The organism is Streptomyces cylindrosporus (assembly GCF_022698165.1).
Classification (GTDB): Bacteria; Actinomycetota; Actinomycetes; order Streptomycetales; family Streptomycetaceae; genus Streptomyces; species Streptomyces cylindrosporus.
Genome location: NZ_JALDAY010000005.1, coordinates 558,101 through 574,456 on the forward strand (window position 1 = coordinate 558,101; position 16,356 = coordinate 574,456).

The following is a 16,356-nucleotide window of genomic DNA, read 5'->3' on the forward strand; positions in this document are numbered from 1 at the left end:
GCCGCGGAATATTCCGTCTGGCGGAAGATACAAATGGGCGGAGCGGCGCTCGTTTGCCGGTTACCGCTCGGTCACGTCTTTTCCGCAGGGCGGACCAGGGCATAGGTCTGCGTCGCGATTTCCAGTTCTTCGTCGGTCGGCACCACGGCGACCTTCACCCTCGCGTCCTCGGGCGAGATCAGCCGCGGCTCGTCACTGCGTACGGCGTTCAGCGCGCCGTCCACCGCCAGGCCCAGGGTCTCCAGGCCCGCGACGGCCGCCGCCCGCACCGGCGCCGCGTTCTCGCCGACCCCGGCCGTGAACGCGATCGCGTCCACCGTACCGAGCACGGCGTAATAGGCGCCGATGTACTTCTTCAGGCGGTGAATGTAGATGTCGAAGGCGAGCCGGGCGGCCTCGTCGCCCTCGCCGATCCGGCGCTCTATCTCCCGCATGTCGTTGTCGCCGCACAGGCCGACGAGCCCGCTCTTCTTGTTGAGAAGAGTGTCGATTTCATCAATGGACATTCCGCCAACTCGCGCCAAATGGAAGATGACGGCCGGATCCAGGTCACCGGAGCGGGTACCCATCACGAGCCCCTCCAAGGGCGTCAGCCCCATGGAGGTGTCCACGCACCGGCCGCCCCGGACCGCCGACGCGGAGGCGCCGTTGCCCAGGTGCAGCACGATGACGTTGACCTCCTCCGGCGCCCTGCCGAGCAGCTCCGCGGTGGCCCGGGAGACGTACGCGTGCGAGGTGCCGTGGAAGCCGTACCGCCGGACTCTGTGCTCGTCGGCGGTCTCGACGTCGATCGCGTAGCGCGCGGCCGACTCCGGCATCGTCGTGTGGAACGCGGTGTCGAAGACGGCGACCTGGGGGAGGTCCGGGCGCAGCGCCATGGCCGTGCGGATGCCGGTGAGGTTGGCCGGGTTGTGCAGCGGTGCGACCGGGATCAGCCGCTCGATCTCGGCGAGCACGGCGTCGTCGATCACGGTCGGCTCGGTGAAGGCCTTCCCGCCGTGCACCACCCGGTGGCCTATCGCGGCCAGCTCCGGGGAGTCGAGCCCCAGCCCGTCCCTGGCCAGCTCCTCGGAGACGGCCTTCAGCGCGGAGTCGTGGTCGGCGACCGGCCCGGCCCACTCCCGGGCCTCCCCGCCCCTGGCGAGCGGGGTGTGCCTGAGCCGGGAGGTCTCCTCGCCGATGCGCTCGACGATGCCCATGGCCAGCCGGCTGCCGTCCGCCATGTCGAGCAGCTGGTACTTCACCGACGAGGAGCCGGAGTTGAGGACGAGGACTCGGGTCGCGCTCACCGCTGGGACGCCTTCTCGCTCGGGGACGGGGACGGGGACGGGGACGGGGACTGGGACTGGGACGGGGACTGGGCCTGGATCGCCGTGATGGCGACGGTGTTGACGATGTCCGAGACCAGGGCGCCCCGGGACAGGTCGTTGACCGGCTTGCGCAGGCCCTGCAGCACCGGGCCGACGGCGATCGCGCCGGCCGAACGCTGCACGGCCTTGTACGTGTTGTTACCTGTATTGAGGTCCGGAAAGATCAGAACCGTTGCCTGCCCCGCCACATCGGATTCCGGCAGCTTGGTCCGGGCGACCGTCGGCTCCACCGCGGCGTCGTACTGGATCGGCCCCTCGATCTTCAGGTCGGGCCGCCGCTCGCGCACCAGCTCGGTGGCCTCCCGCACCTTGTCGACGTCGGCGCCCGAGCCCGACGTACCGGTGGAGTACGACAGCATCGCGATCCGCGGCTCCACGCCGAACCGCTCGGCGGTGGTGGCCGACTGCATGGCGATGTCGGCGAGCTGCCGCGCGTCCGGGTCGGGGTTGACCGCGCAGTCGCCGTAGACGAGGACCCTGTCGGCGAGGCACATGAAGAAGACCGACGAGACGATGTCGGCGTCCGGCTTGGTCTTGATGATCTCGAAGGCGGGCCGGATGGTCGCGGCCGTGGAGTGCACGGACCCCGACACCATGCCGTCGGCCAGCCCCTCCTGGACCATCAGGGTGCCGAAGTAGTTCACGTCGCTCACGACGTCGTACGCCAGCTCCACCGTCACGCCCTTGTGGGCGCGGAAGCCGGCGTACCGCTCGGCGAAGGAGTCGCGCAGCTCGCTGGTGGCCGGGTCGATCAGCTGGGAGTCGCCCAGGTCGATGCCGAGGTCGGCGGCCTTCTTGCGGATCTGGTCGACCGGGCCGAGCAGGGTGAGGTCGCAGATGCCGCGGCGCAGCAGCACCTCGGCCGCGTGCAGGATGCGCTCCTCGGTGCCCTCCGGCAGGACGACCCGGCGCTTGTCGGAGCGGGCCTGTTCGAGGAGCTGGTGCTCGAACATCATCGGGGTGAGGCGGTCGCTGCTCGGCGCCGAGACCCGCCCCAGCAGGTCCCCGGTGTCGACGTACCGCTCGAAGAGGCCGAGCGCGGTCTCCGCCTTCCTCGGGGTCGCCGCGTTCAGCTTCCCTTCCAGGGCGAAGAGTTGCTCCGCCGTCGGGAAGCTCATGCCGGGCACCGAGAGCACCGGGGTGCCGGGGGCGAGCCGGGCGGCGAGGGTGAGGACGTCGTCGCCGGGGGCCTCGCCGAGGGTGAGCAGCACGCCGGCTATCGGCGGGGTGCCGGCGCTGTGCGCGGCGAGCGAGCCGACGACCAGGTCGGCGCGGTCGCCCGGGGTGACGACCAGACAGCCCGGGGTCAGGGCGCTGAGGAACTTCGGCAGCATCGCGCCGCCGAAGACGAAGTCCAGCGCGTCCCGGGCGAGCCCCGAGTCGTCGCCCAGCACGACCTTGGCGTCCAGCGCCTGGGCGATCTGCGAGACGGTCGGCGCGGAGAGCGCGGGCTCGTCCGGTACGACGTAACAGGGCACCGGCAGCCGGGAGTCCAGCTGCTGCGCGATCTCGTCGCGGTCCTCGCGGGCGACCCGGTTGGCGACCATCGCGAGCACGTCGCAGCCGAGGCCGTCGTAGGCGCGGAAGGCGTTGCGGGTCTCGGCGAGCACGGACTCGGCGGGCTGCTTGCGGCCGCCCACCACCGGGATCACGGAGGCGCCGAACTCGTTGGCCAGGCGGGCGTTGAGGGAGAGCTCGTCGGGGAGCTGGGTGTCGGCGAAGTCCGTGCCGAGGACGAGGACGACGTCGTAGTCCCGCGCCACCACATGGAACCGGTCGACGAGCGTGGACACCAGCTCGTCGGTGCCGCGCTCGGCCTGCAGGGCGGACGCCTCGTGGTAGTCCATGCCGTAGACGGTGGCCGGGTCCTGGGACAGCCGGTAGCGGGCGCGCAGCAGCTCGAACAGCCGGTCGGGCTGATGGTGGACGAGCGGCCGGAACACCCCCACCCGGTCGACCTGGCGGGTCAGGAGCTCCATGACTCCCAGCTCGACGACCTGGCGGCCGTCGCCGCGGTCGATTCCGGTCACGTATACGCTGCGCGTCACGTGTGCTCTCCGTTTCGCGTCCGAGTTCGTGTCTGGGCCTGGCCCGAGTCTGGCGTATGAGGCGTCATAAAAATCGCCCACCGAGGTGAGCAGAACCCTCTTGACAATACCCCTGGCGGTGGATAAGACGCCCGTCAGCATCGGGGGTGAACCGGGGCGAAGCGGTTGACCCGATAGGGGCAATCGGGTTATAGGGTGCAGATGCGACAGGGTCCTCCGGGGCATGAAACAATCGCACTGGCTCACCGGTATCGACACCGAGCAGGAGACACAGCCAGATGCGCATCGGAGTTCTCACCGCAGGCGGCGACTGCCCCGGCCTGAACGCCGTGATCCGGTCGGTCGTGCACCGCGCCGTCGACAACTACGGCGACGAGGTGATCGGTTTCGAGGACGGTTACGCCGGCCTCCTGGACGGGCGCTACCGCAGCCTGGACCTGGAATCGGTCAGCGGCATCCTGGCCCGCGGCGGCACGATTCTCGGCTCCTCCCGCCTGGAGCGCGACCGGCTGCGCGAGGCCTGCGAGCGTGCCGAGGACATGGTCGAGGCCTTCGGCATCGACGCGCTCATCCCGATCGGCGGCGAGGGCACGCTGACGGCGGCCCGGATGCTGTCCGACGCCGGCCTCCCGGTGGTCGGCGTGCCGAAGACGATCGACAACGACATCTCCTCCACCGACCGCACCTTCGGCTTCGACACCGCGGTCGGCGTCGCCACCGAGGCGATGGACCGCCTCAAGACCACCGCCGAGTCCCACCAGCGCGTCATGGTGGTCGAGGTCATGGGCCGGCACGCGGGCTGGATCGCCCTGGAGTCCGGCATGGCCGCCGGTGCCCACGGCATCTGCCTCCCCGAGCGCCCCTTCGACCCGGCCGACCTGGTCAAGATGGTCGAGGAGCGCTTCGCGCGCGGCAAGAAGTTCGCGGTCGTCTGCGTCGCCGAGGGCGCCCACCCCGCCGAGGGCTCCATGGACTACGGCCACGGCGAGATCGACCAGTTCGGCCACGAGCGCTTCCAGGGCATCGGCACGGCACTGGCGTACGAGCTGGAGCGCCGACTCGGCAAGGAGGCCAAGCCGGTCATCCTCGGCCATGTGCAGCGCGGTGGCGTACCGACGGCGTACGACCGTGTCCTCGCGACCCGCTTCGGCTGGCACGCGGTGGAGGCGGCGCACCGCGGCGAGTTCGGCAAGATGACGGCGCTCAGGGGCACGGACATCCTGATGGTGCCGCTGGCGGAGGCGGTTACCGAGCTGAAGACGGTGCCGAAGGACCGGATGGACGAGGCGGAGTCGGTCTTCTAGGTCTGTCGGCGCTCTGTCGGGGCTGTCGGGTTTCTATTCGGTGTTGTCCTGGACCGCGGCCCAGAAGTGGTCGACGATCCGGTCCAGGAAGTCCCGCCCGGCGTCGCTCGCATCGCTCGCCGCGTGGCCGTCGCCCCAGCTCAGCGAGGCGACCATCTGCCCCTGGTAGTCCTGGTGCAGCTGCTGGAGGGTGTCCTCCAGCAGACGCCGGTCCAGGGGCACGATCTTGCCCACCGGACGCACGTACGCCTGCCAGCGCGTGCCCACGGCGCTGCGCAGCAGCTCGGCGAGCTTGCCCTCGCGTCCCGTGACGGTGACGAAGTCGGGGAGCGAGAGTTCGAGGAGCTCGGCGAGGGCGGTGGACTGACGGTCGTTGCCGCGCCAGGTGTTGTGCTCCTCCATGTTCAGGTACGCGAGCAGTTCGAGACCGGCGGTACGGGCCACGTCCTCCGGGGCGAGGCCGCGGGCCATGCGGTGCTCGCGCAGGGTGCGTGGCCGCCCGAGGAGTTCGGCGGGGGAACACCACAACACGCCTGCGAGAGCGGTGAGTTCGGGGCTGGTGGGGGAGACGAGACCGCGTTCCCAGGCGAGGACGAGGTCCGGGGTGACGTAGGGGAGTCCGTACGAGGTGCGCAGCCCGTGGGCGACGTGCTCGGGTCCCATGCCGAGGGCGGCGCGCAGCCGGCGTGCGGCCATGGCGTCGAAGGGCGGGGCGGGCTGTTGGGGGCGGTGGGGGTGGCTCGGGCGGTGCGGGTGGGGGGACGGCGGGTAGGGCGGCTGATGGGGTGGGGGTTGGGGTGATGGTTGGCGCACGGGGCACAACGTAGGGCCGCCGGAATGGGCTGACTACGGTCTGTTCGGCCAGGATCACTGATTGTAGGAACGTACGGATTCGGCCAGGTGTGCGGGGTGTGCGCGGATGGCCGAAGATCGTCTGTCTGGTGGCGGGGCGTGCCCGCGAGGGGGGCGTCGAGCGGTCCGCGCGGTCGCAGCCCTCCGTGGTGAATTTGTGAACGTCAAGGTCGATGGGCATATGCGCGAAGGTCTGCCGCTCCCCTGACACCCGGGATCCCGGGCCGGTGGACCCGGACGGCGTGCCGCGGGGTGCACCGCCGCGGGCGGGCTTCGAAAGGGGGTTCGCCATGGCCGACGCCTCGAACGGCCGCGTGGAGATCGACAACGCGCGGCTCAATCCCGACGCCCGCGGGCCTCACCCCTTCACCGCCCCGCCCAGCGCGAACCCTCCCCCCAGCCGTCGGGCGATCAGCAGGTACAGCAGGATCACCGGCGTCGAGTAGACGATCGAGAAGGCGGCGAGCTGGCCGTACGCCACCATCCCGCGGTTCCCGAAGAACTCGTTGATGCTCACGCTCGCCGGCATCTGGTCCGGGGTCAGCAGCAGCATGAAGGGGACGAAGAAGTTCCCCCACATCAGGACGAACGAGAACACAGTGACCACCGCGACGCCCGGTCCCATCAGGGGCAGGACGATGCGGACCAGGGACTGGAGGGAGTTCGCGCCGTCGGTCCAGGCCGCCTCCTCCAGTTCCTTCGGCACGCCGTCCATGAAGTTCTTCATCAGCCAGATGGCGAAGGGGAGTTGGGAGGCGGTGAAGAAGAAGATCACCCCTTGCGCGGTGTCGATCAGATTCACCCGCACGAACAGGGCGTACACCGGAACCATGATCGCCGTGATCGGCAGGCTCGTCGCGAAGAGGATCGTCAGGAGGAAGGGACGGTTCAGGCGGGAGCGGAAGCGGGAGAGGGGGTACGCCGCCAGGGCCGCGCAGACGACCGTGAGCAGCGTCGCCCCGCCGCACAGGATCAGGCTGTTGAGCAGCGGGGTGAAGGTGATGTCCGAGGTGAGGATCGCGTCGAAGTTGTCGAAGGTGAGCCCGTCGGGGACCTTCACGCGGAGGTCGGCGTGCGGGTCCACGGAGGAGAGCAGGACCCAGGCGAGGGGCAGCACGAAGGCGGCGGCCACCGCCAACAGGCCGATGTCGGCGGCGAGTCGGCGGGTACGGCGGCGGGAGGCGAGCGTGGGCCCGGGGCTGGTGGCGGTGGCGGTTGCGGTGGGGCGGGGTACGGCGGTGGCGGCCATGTCGGATCAGACCTCCGTTCGCAGCAGGCGCAGATAGACGAGCGAGAACAGGGAGCCGACGAGGAGGAGCAGCAGGGCGACCGCGGTGCCGTAGCCGATCATGCTGTTCTGGAAGGCCTGTTCGTACATGAACAGGGGCAGGGTCTGGCTCTTGTTGCCCGGACCGCCGCGCGTCATCACCCAGATGAGCCCGAAGACCGACAGGGTCTGCAGGGTGTTGAGCATCAGGTTGGTACCGATGGAGCGGCGGATCATCGGGAGGGTGATGTGCCACATACGGCGCCAGCCGCCCGCGCCGTCCACCTCCGCCGCCTCGGTGATCTCGCTCGGGATCTCGTTCAGCGCGGCCGAGTAGACCAGCATCGAGAAGGCCGTCCCGCGCCAGACGTTCGCGAAGGACACGGCGAGGATCGGGAGGGTGAACAGCCAGTTCTGGGACGGGAGATGGAGCCAGTCCAGGATGGCGTTGAGGGTGCCCTCCTTGCGGAAGAAGGCGTACAGCAGGAACCCGGCGACGACCTCCGGCAGCACCCACGCCGTGATGACGATGCCGCCGGTGAGGGTGCGAACGGGCTTCGAGGCACGCTGCATCAGCGCGGCGAGGGCGAGCCCGAGGGTGTTCTGCCCGAGCAGCGAGGACACGACGGTGAAGACGAGAGTGAGCCATACGGCGTTGAGGAACTCCTCGTCCCGGAAGGCCTTGCGGAAGTTGGCGAGGCCGACGAAGGAGGAGTGGGCCTGGCCGGTGAGCTGGAGGTCGGTGAAGGCGATGTAGGCGCAGTAGGCGATGGGCCCGGCGAGGAAGAGGAGCAGGAGGACGACGGCGGGCGAGAGGGGGAGCACCCGGGCGAGGGCGCGGAGCAACTTCCCGTGCTTGGAGGGAGTTTGGGCGGGACGGCCCGGAGGAGCCTTGACGGTCTCCGGGCCATCGGTCGCGTGCGGTGCGGCCGCGGCGGTCATACGCACTCTCCGCCGCTCACTTCTTGACGACCTGGTTGTCGGTGGCGTCCTTGAGGGCGTCGTCGTACCCGCTCGCCGCCTTGTCGACGGACGCGTCACCGGTGGTCACACCCTCCATGGCCTCCTGGATGGCGGTGGAGACCTTCGGGTACGCCGGGTAGGCGGGCCGGTAGTGGGTGCTCGCGACGAGGTCGGTGAAGAACTTGATGCCGGGCTGGGCCTTGGCGTAGGCGGGATCGGCGGCCACGTCCTTCCGAACCGAGATACCGGAGTTGGCGATGTACCACTTCTTCGCGTTGGCCTCGGTCTGCATGGTCTTGATGAAGTCGAAGGCGAGGTCGGGGTTGCCGGCCTTGCTGGGGATCGCCCAGGTCCAGCCGCCGGACATGCTCACCTTGCCGGGAGCCTGGCCGTGCTGCGTGGGCATGTACGCCAGCCCCAACTCCTTCGACCAGTCGGCCCATTCGCGCCCGCTCCCCTTCAACCAGGCCTGCGGGAGCCAGGAGCCGTCGAGGTTGATGCCGATCTTGCCCTGGGGGAGCAGATCGCTGTTGACGGTGACGGCGAAGTTGGGGTCGAGGGCGTCGGAGACGTCCGGGCCGAGCTTCTCCTTGTAGACGGTCTCGACGAAGGACAGGGCGTCCTTGAAGCCCTGGCTCCCGGCGATCCACTTCTTCGACGCCTTGTCGTACAAGGGGTCCGTGGTGCCGCCGTTGGTGTCGTCCGTGCCGTACAGGAGCATCTCGAACCCCTGCATGGTGGCCCGTTCGCCGGCCGGCTTGCCCGTGTACACGTTGAGCGGGGTGACGCCGGGCACCTTCTGCTTGATGGTGCGGGCGGCGGCGAGAACCTCGTCCCAGTTCTTCGGCTGCCAGTTGGTGGGCAGGCCTGCTTTCTTGAAGATTCTCTTGTCGAACCAGAGCCCCCGGGTGTCCGTCCCGTCCGGGACGCCGTACGTCTTCCCGTCCTCGGCCTTGGCTGCGGTCTTGGCCGTGTCGATGAACTGATTCCAGTCCGGCCACTTCGCGAGATACGGGTCGAGCGGCTTCAAGTACCCGCTGGTGATGTCGGAGTTGATGAGGAAGGTGTCCTCGTAGACCAGGTCCGGGGCGGTCTTGGGGGAGCGGAGCATCTGCTGGACCTTGGTGTAGTACTCCGAGTCCGGGGCCTTGATGGGGACGAGCTCGACCTTCTTGCCGGGGTACTTCTTCTCGAACTGCTTCTTGATGTCCGCGAGGTAGTCGTCCATCACGTGGATCGAATTGTCGGTGGACTGCTTGAAGGAGACCTTGACGGTGTCGGGGCTGCTGCCGGAGCTGTTGCCGCAGGCGGTGAGGGCGGTTGCGGCGACGGTGAGAGTGAGGAGAACGGTGAGGTGGGGGCGGGCGGCGGTGGGGCGCACGGGCATGACCTCCTGCGGGCTCACGTGGGGGTGTGGGACTGCTTCCGCTGGCGTGTGCACGAGTGCACTTTCGTGTGTACGGGCGAGCTTCGGTGCCTGGGTGCGGGATGCGGGGACACCCTTTCCCCGGCGGGAACGGGAGTTCTTCTGTCGAATGTGTGACCTTTGCGTGGGGCGGTCGTTGAGTGGGGCGTGGGGTTCTTCGACGCCGGGTGGAGGTACGGGGGTTGGGCGGGGTGAGGGAGGTGGCGGCGCCGTTCGTGGTGCCCGGCCCCGTCGGGGTGGCCATCCGGGACCGGCTCAAAGGCCTTACCGCTCGGGACGAGGGGGTGCTGCGCCTGGTCGGCGACTACCTTGGGACGCTGGCCTCCCGTGACCTCAGGGCGCGATGTGCGGCCGGGCTGGAGCACGACGTCGGCCGGTGGGCGGAGCGCAAGCGGGAGCTGACCGGCCGGTCGTCGTCGCGGTGGGCGGGCAGCATCACGAAGGCCACGCATGATCAGTGGGGGCTGGCCCGGCGCGGCCAGGCAGCGCATCTGCAGAGCCTTCAGACCGGGATCGATACCATCCGGCACCGGCTGGCGCTCCCGGTCGGGGCGAAGGGGACCAAGAAGGCTCCAGGCGGCTACCGCAGTGAGGGGGAATGGTTTGCGAAGTCGCGTCGTCTGCGGGTGCTGGAGGATCGGCTGGAGCGGGAGCGCGCCAGCTGGGAGGCCGGGCGGGTGCGGGTCGTGCGGGGCGGCAAGCGGCTGCTGAACACCCGCCACCACCTCGACGACGCGGGGCTCAGCGAGGACGCGTGGCGGCACCGGTGGGAGGCGGCGCGGCGGTTCCTGCAGGCGGACGGCGAGTCCGGCAAGCGGCACGGCAACGAGACCATCCGGGTCAGCCTCGATGGGGAGGTCAGCATCAAACTGCCGGTCCCGCTGGCCCGGCTGGCGAACGCTCCGCGAGGCCGCTACGTGCTGGCCGCCCGGGTGGCGTTCGCGCACCGGGGCGAGGCCTGGCGCGACCGGATCACCGCGAACCGGGCGGTGGCCTACCGCCTCCACGAAGACGTGGGACGGGGCCGCTGGTACCTGACCGCCTCCTGGACGACTCCTGCGGTCCAGGCCGTGCCCTTGTCCGCCGCTCGTGCGAGCGGCCTGGTCGGCGTGGATATGAACGCCGACCACCTGGCGGCCTGGCGGCTCGATGCGCACGGCAACCCGGTGGGTGCCCCGCGCCGCTTCGCCTACGACCTGTCCGGCACCATGCAGCACCGCGACGCCCAGGTCCGCCACGCCCTGATCCGGCTCCTGCACTGGGCCAAGCGGTACGGTCTGGCGATCGCGGTCGAGGATCTGGACTTCAACGCTGAGACCACCAGGGAGAAGCACGGTCGCCGCAGACGCTTCCGTCGGCTGATCTCCGGCATGCCGGTCGCCCGGCTGCGGGCGAGGCTGGTGTCGATGGCGGCCGAACTGGCAATCCCCCTGGTCGCCGTCGACCCGGCCTACACCTCCCGCTGGGGCGCCCAGCACTGGCAGAAGCCCCTCACCTCGAAGAATCGCAAGACCACGCGCCACGAGGCCGCGGCCGTGGCGATCGGCAGGCGCGCCCTGGGGCACCCGATCCGGCGTCGGACGACACCGCCCCGTACCCACCAGAGCGATGGGTACGGGCATCGGACCGTCCAGGCCGCACCGGGCGCCCCGGGGCGTGAGGGACCCCGCCCTCACGTTCCCGGACCACGCAGCAGATGCGTGCCGCCCGGACGCGGAGCGAACGCGGGCGACCAGAACACCCACCACCGTTCGGGGTGTTCGGCTGAGCATGAGACCTGGCAACAGGGCTCCCTCCCGCTCAGTCTCTAGGAACGGTGGCCGGGATGGCTGCCTGGTGAACGTAGGTTGACTGGTCTAGTCAGGTCAATGCGTGTGCGCAGGATTGATGGGGTGACTAGAGGAGGTGGTCGGCTTTGCCCGCCTTGATGCTGTGGATGAGGGCGCGGAGGGCTTCGCGGGAGTCGGTGAGGGGGGTCTCTCGGGGTCAGAGGTAGCGGGCGATGGAGTGGATGAGGTCGCGTGAGTCGTCAGGGCTCACCGTGTGGGTGCGCCACCAGTCCATGTGGGCTTGATAGTTGGCGAGTTGGGCCTCGGAGTGAGTGAACTCGCCGCCGTGCGCCGAGTCCAGTTGCACGGTGTCGAGTTGGGGGGACCGGACCATGTGCGTAGAGCACGGCATGGCCCGCGCCGGGGAAGGCGCCGACCTCGGTCGTGAGGACCCGCAGTTCGACGATCGGCGGTCACAGGGTCGTCGTCGTAACCCCGCAGGTCCACGAACAGCGTTCCGCCTGGGAACCACCCCTCCGCACGCGCCTGGTGCGCCGCCTCGACCGCCAGCGCGGTCTTGCCGATGCCGCCCATGCCGGTGACCGCGAAGATGAGGAGTGGAGGCGCGGGGGCGTCGTCCTCCGTGGGGGCGAGGTGGGGGAGCAGGCGATTGGGGTCCTTCGAGCGGCCGGTGAAGGCCGGCGGACGGGGCGGCAGCGTCGCGCTCGCGTGGGGGCCGGGCCGTGGACGGTGCCTCTACCGCTGCTCGGTCCTCTTGCCGGTGACGGGGCCGTAGAAGGTGCCGCCCCGGAAGTCGATGTGGTCTCCGCCGTACGTGGCCCCGCCGCCCCCGTGTGCATGGGGACCCTCCTGGTCGGATGCACTACCGCGGGGTGCGTGCCTGCGGAGTACCGCCACCGCCACCGCGGCGGCCTGCTTGGCGGCGAGCGGCTGAGAACCCGAGGCGTCGGCCCTGTGCTTGTCGGCGTTGGCGTGATCGCTGATACCCCGGACGACCAAGGAGTCCAACCGGCCGTTCAGATGGGCGGCTTGGGTCGCTCCATAGCCCTCCATCTCGATCGCGGCGGCGTCGTTGTAGTGCCGACGGATGAAGCGGGCGAGGTCGGAGTCCGCGTCCGCCAGTACCACGTCGCCCGTGGCGATCGGAGCGAAGTGGGGCCGTACGTCGGGCATGTCCCGGACCGCGAAACGGGCCGCCTGTTCCAGCGCGTGCGAACCCGGCAGCGACCTCGGCCGGACCAGGAAGCCTTCCGGCATCTGCTTGCCGCCGTGGATCTCGTACACCTGCGTGCCCACGACGACGTCCCCGATCTCGACATCGTCCTTCAGGCTGCCGGCCACGCCGACGAAGAGCACGGCCTCGGGGCGCAGCCAGGTGATGAGCTGGGTGGTGAGGGCGGCGGCCCGGTCGGCGCCGACGCCCAGTTCGGCGAGAGCGACCTGCCATGCCGTACCGGGCAGCCGGCCCTGCTCGATACGGGTTCCGTCGCGATGCGTTCGCTCTCGGCGCTCTTCGATATGCGCGCGTACGGCGGCGTATTCGAGGGGGAGCGCGGTCAGGACGAGAGCGGTGGATACGGTCTCGGGCACACTCATAAGGTACGCCGGGGAAGGGAAACGCGTGGCTGAACAGGACGTCAGCGTCGGGCAGTTGCTGCTCGTCGAGTATCAGACCGTCAAGGACGAGCAGAAGGCTCGGATCGGGTTCCGGGACAATCTGCTGTACGTGACTCTTACGGTCGTCGCCGCCGTCATCGCCGCTGCCGCGCAGGCCAAGCAGGCGTCGATGCTGCTCGCGCTGCCGCCGGTGTGTGTCGTACTCGGGTGGACGTATCTCGTGAACGACCAGAAGATCTCGGCGATCGGGGCGTATGTGCGGGGCGAACTCGCGCCGAAGCTCGCGGCGTTGGCGCAGCCGGGGGGTGGGCTTCAGGCGTTCGGGTGGGAGACCGCTCATCGGGGGGACGCGCGGCGGGGGTCACGGAAGGCCGTGCAGTTGGCGGTGGATCTGCTGGCGTTCTGCGGGGTGCCGTTGGCCGCGCTGGTGGTGTTCTGGGCCGCCGGGGGGAGTGGGTTGCTCATCGCCTTGTCGGGGCTGGAGGCGCTCGCCGTGGGTGGGCTCGCCTCGCAGGTGGTGTGGTACGCGAACGGAGCCTGAACTCCCGTAGGACGCCCTACCTTTGACGTACGGCACCAGGTGCGGAACGGCGGGGGACGGGCGGATGGAAGCGGCGTGGCTTGCGGCTCTTCTGACGGCTCTGGTGGAGGGCGCGGGCGGGGACGGCGGGCGCCGGGCCGTGGAGAAGCTGGCGCAGGCGGTGGGGCTGGGTGGCGGGGCGTCCGCCGGCGCGGTCGCCGAGGCGGCGGCGGTTCCGGCGCGGCGGGATGTGGTGCGGGAGTGGGGCGAGGGTGTGGCCGAGCTGTTCGCCGCCGATCCTCGGGGCGTCGCCGGTTCCGTCGCGCGGGTCATGGAGCGGTACGCGCCGGGCAGTGGGGCCTCCTGGTACGACGGTGACCACGCCGACTTCCGGGGCGGGGTCTTCCTGCGTGAGGTGGTCGGCGTACAGGTCGTGATCCAGCAGGGTGGGGCCGCCGCCGTACCCGAGGCGATGGCCGGACTGCCGCCTAGGCCCGGTGGCTTCACCGGGCGGGCGGACGAGACGGCGGCGCTGCTGGCCGCGCTGGACCCGGACAGGGAGGGGGCGGCGGAGACTCCGGCCGCCGCCGTTCTGGTCGCCGCCGTGTCCGGCCTCGGTGGCATCGGTAAGACCGCGCTCGCTGTACAGACCGCGCACCTTGCCTGTGAGAGGGGCTGGTTTCCCGGCGGCGTGCTCTTCCTCGACCTGCACGGCTACGACCGGGAGCCCGTCACCGCCGACGGTGCCCTGCAAGCGTTGCTCCGGGCTCTCGGCACCCGGCCCGAGCACATCCCCACCACCCCGGACCAGCGGGCCGCCCTCTACCGCTCCGCCCTGGACGCGCGAGCCCGGGAACGCGGCCCCGTCCTCGTCCTCGCCGACAACGCCTCCTCCCCGGACCAGGTACGCCCCCTCCTGCCCGGCCACCCCTGCCACCGCGTCCTGGTCACGTCCCGAGACCGGTTGCCCCAACTCGGCGCCAGACTCGTCCCGTTGGACCAGCTCACCCCGGGCGAGGCGTATGAACTCCTCGACCGTGCCTTGCGGATCGCCGACCCGTGCGACACCCGGGCCGCCGACTCCCCCGACGCGGTTGGCCAACTCGCCGCTCTGTGCGGGCATCTCCCGCTTGCCCTCCAGATCGTGGCCGCGCTGCTGGCTGAGGACCCGGGGATGGCGGTAACCGACCTCGTGGAGGAGCTGGCGGAGTCCCGGGACCTGCTCGGCCACCTTGAAGACGGTGAACGCAGCGTCCGTGCCGCCTTCGACCTCTCGTACCGACGGCTGCCGCCGGAGCAGGCCCGGGTGCTGCGTCTGCTTGCGTTGGCACCGGGGCCCGAGGCGAGTGACGAGGTCGTCGCCGCGCTGATCGGTGCGGAGGTATCGCCGGTGCGGGAACTGAGGGCCCTGGCTCGCGCGCATCTCGTGGAGCGGGGAAGCGGGCGTGGGCGGTGGCGGTTGCATGACTTGGTGCGGGCGTTTGGGGTGGGTGTGGTGGCGGGGGATGGGGGGTTGCGGGAGGAGGGGGATCAGGCTCGGGAGCGGGTGTTGGGCTGGTGTGTGCGGTGGGCGGGGGCGGCGGATGACCGGTTGCGGTGGTTGCCGGGGACGGAGGTGCCGGAGCGGTTCGTGGAGCGGGGGGAGGCGCTTTCGTGGTTGGACGGGGAGCGGGCGGGGCTGGTGGCGGCGGTGGAGTGGGGGCGGGAGGAGCGGTTCGCGCGGGCGGCGGGGCGGCTGGCCGAGTGTCTGGCGGAGTACCTGGACTGGGGGCGGTATTTCGATGACTGGATCGCGGTGGCGGAGGCGGGGCGGGAGGCTGCTGGTCGGGCGGGTGGCCGGCTGGACGAGGCGATCGCGTGGAACAACCTCGGCAACGCCCTGCAGCGGGCGGGCCGGGTGGAGGAGGCGGTGCGGGCCCAAACCCGGGCTCGCGACGTGTTCCAGGCCGTCGGGGACCGTCCCCGTGAGGCGGACGCCTGGAACAACCTAGGCAACGCCCTGCGGGAGGTGGGCGGGGTGGAGGAGGCGGTGCAGGCCCTGACCCGGGCCCGTGACCTGTACCAGGCCCTCGGGAACCGTCCTGGTGAGGCGGGCTCGTGGAGCAATCTCGGCCTGGCCCTGCGGGAGGTGGGCCGGGTGGAAGAGGCACTGCAGGCCCACATCCGGGCCCGTGACCTGTTCCAGGCCGTCGGGGACCGTCCCCGTGAGGCGGACGCATGGAACAGCCTCGGCCTCGCCCTGGAGGCGGCGGGCCGGGTGGAGGAGGCGGTCGAGGCGTACGGCACTTCCCTGGCGATCTGCCGGGAGTGCGAGTATTGGCACGGCGCGGGGCAGGCCCTTTACAACCTGGCCGACCTCCACGAGACCTCCGGCCGCTCAGTTGAGGCCCGCGCCGCCTACCGTGAGGCCGCCGACGCCTTCACTCGCGCCAACGCCCCCACCGATGCCGCCTATGCCCGCACCCGAGCCGCTACCCTCGCCTCCCCCCCACCCCCCGCCCCCACCGATAAACCAACTCCGGCCTCCCCACCTGCCCATAAACCGGCGCCCGCTCAGCCCTCCCCGCCTCCACCAAATGCTCCAGATACCGCCGAGCGGTAATCCGAGAAATCCCCACGCCCTCCGCAACCCCCGCCGCAGTAAGCCCCTCCTCCGCCTCCCGCAGCGCGACCGTCACCCGCTCCAACGTAGGCCCACTCAACCCCTTCGGCAGCGCCGCAGGCGAAGGCGCCCGCAGTGTCGCCAGCGCCCGGTCCACCTCGTCCTGCCCGCTCGCCTCCCCGGCCGCCCCCCGGAACTCCGCATACCGCACCAGCCGATCCCGCAGCGTCGCGAAAGTGAACGGCTTCAGAACGTACTGCACGACCCCCAGCGACACCCCCTCCCGCACCACCGTCAGATCCCGCGCCGAAGTCACCGCGATCACATCCGCCTGATGCCCCGCCGCCCGCAACGACCGCGCGAACTGCAACCCGTGCACATCCGGCAGATGCAGATCCAGCAACAGCAGATCCACCGCCGTACGGTCCAGAATCCGCCGAGCCTCGGCCCCCGTGTGCGCCTTCCCCACCGGAACGAACCCCGGCACCCGCCCCACGTACATCACATGCGCGTCGGCAGCCACCGGATCGTCCTCGACGACCAGCACCCGAATCGGCCCGCCGCCGGTCACACCACTCGCATCACTCGCACCACTCA

12 protein-coding genes and 1 pseudogene are annotated in these 16,356 nt (G+C 70.4%); 4 read left to right on the forward strand and 9 right to left on the reverse strand.

What is annotated here, in order from left to right; genetic code table 11:
- Nucleotides 1–71 precede the first annotated feature (71 nt).
- A complete protein-coding gene (locus tag MQP27_RS18905) occupies nt 72–1,289 on the reverse strand; it encodes an acetate kinase (RefSeq protein WP_242766361.1) in 1,218 nt (405 codons plus the stop codon).
- Entirely contained in the window at nt 1,286–3,418 is a 2,133-nt protein-coding gene (pta, locus tag MQP27_RS18910) for a phosphate acetyltransferase (RefSeq protein ID WP_242766362.1), read from the reverse strand. Before pta ends, MQP27_RS18905 begins: the two co-directional genes overlap by 4 nt.
- A gap of 278 nt (nt 3,419–3,696) precedes the next feature.
- Here pta and MQP27_RS18915 point away from each other — a divergent pair, with 278 nt between their 5' ends.
- Nucleotides 3,697–4,722, forward strand: coding sequence for an ATP-dependent 6-phosphofructokinase (locus MQP27_RS18915; protein WP_242766363.1), 1,026 nt, complete (start codon nt 3,697–3,699; stop codon nt 4,720–4,722).
- Nucleotides 4,723–4,755: 33 nt separating this feature from the next.
- Here MQP27_RS18915 and MQP27_RS18920 read toward each other — a convergent pair whose 3' ends face one another.
- The 4 genes from MQP27_RS18920 to MQP27_RS18935 all read right to left on the reverse strand — a co-directional run bounded on the left by MQP27_RS18920 (nt 4,756) and on the right by MQP27_RS18935 (nt 9,191).
- Nucleotides 4,756–5,418, reverse strand: a complete 663-nt coding sequence (locus MQP27_RS18920) for a helix-turn-helix domain-containing protein (protein ID WP_242766364.1) — start codon at nt 5,416–5,418, stop codon at nt 4,756–4,758.
- Between the two features lie 514 nt (nt 5,419–5,932).
- Nucleotides 5,933–6,823 (reverse strand): carbohydrate ABC transporter permease, encoded by an 891-nt coding sequence (locus MQP27_RS18925; RefSeq protein WP_242766365.1) that lies wholly within the window; start codon nt 6,821–6,823, stop codon nt 5,933–5,935.
- 6 nt (nt 6,824–6,829) lie between these two features.
- Nucleotides 6,830–7,783 carry a carbohydrate ABC transporter permease gene (locus MQP27_RS18930; RefSeq protein ID WP_242766366.1) on the reverse strand — a complete coding sequence of 318 codons (954 nt, stop codon included), beginning with the start codon at nt 7,781–7,783 and terminating at the stop codon, nt 6,830–6,832.
- A gap of 16 nt (nt 7,784–7,799) precedes the next feature.
- On the reverse strand, nt 7,800–9,191 hold the full coding sequence (locus MQP27_RS18935) for an extracellular solute-binding protein (protein WP_242766367.1): 1,392 nt from the start codon (nt 9,189–9,191) through the stop codon (nt 7,800–7,802).
- Nucleotides 9,192–9,412: 221 nt separating this feature from the next.
- Between MQP27_RS18935 and MQP27_RS18940 the strand changes: the two genes are divergently transcribed.
- Complete coding sequence (locus tag MQP27_RS18940) at nt 9,413–11,041, forward strand: transposase (RefSeq protein ID WP_242766368.1); 1,629 nt, start codon at nt 9,413–9,415, stop codon at nt 11,039–11,041.
- 175 nt (nt 11,042–11,216) lie between these two features.
- Here the strand turns inward: MQP27_RS18940 and MQP27_RS18945 are convergent, their stop codons facing one another.
- Entirely contained in the window at nt 11,217–11,393 is a 177-nt protein-coding gene (locus tag MQP27_RS18945; RefSeq protein WP_242766369.1) for a Scr1 family TA system antitoxin-like transcriptional regulator, read from the reverse strand.
- A 362-nt stretch (nt 11,394–11,755) separates the two neighbouring features.
- Nucleotides 11,756–12,616, reverse strand: a complete 861-nt coding sequence (locus tag MQP27_RS18950; RefSeq protein WP_242766370.1) for a 5'-methylthioadenosine/S-adenosylhomocysteine nucleosidase — start codon at nt 12,614–12,616, stop codon at nt 11,756–11,758.
- A gap of 25 nt (nt 12,617–12,641) precedes the next feature.
- Here MQP27_RS18950 and MQP27_RS18955 point away from each other — a divergent pair, with 25 nt between their 5' ends.
- Together MQP27_RS18955 and MQP27_RS18960 are read left to right on the forward strand one after the other, a co-directional pair.
- Complete coding sequence (locus MQP27_RS18955) at nt 12,642–13,178, forward strand: hypothetical protein (protein WP_242766371.1); 537 nt, start codon at nt 12,642–12,644, stop codon at nt 13,176–13,178.
- Between the two features lie 64 nt (nt 13,179–13,242).
- Nucleotides 13,243–15,648: pseudogene (locus tag MQP27_RS18960) on the forward strand (ATP-binding protein); the annotation flags it as partial.
- On the opposite strand, the gene MQP27_RS18965 reads toward MQP27_RS18960, so the two are convergent.
- Nucleotides 15,629–16,330 (reverse strand): response regulator, encoded by a 702-nt coding sequence (locus MQP27_RS18965; protein ID WP_308289954.1) that lies wholly within the window; start codon nt 16,328–16,330, stop codon nt 15,629–15,631. The pseudogene MQP27_RS18960 and the gene MQP27_RS18965 overlap by 20 nt on opposite strands.
- Between the last annotated feature and the right edge of the window lie 26 nt (nt 16,331–16,356).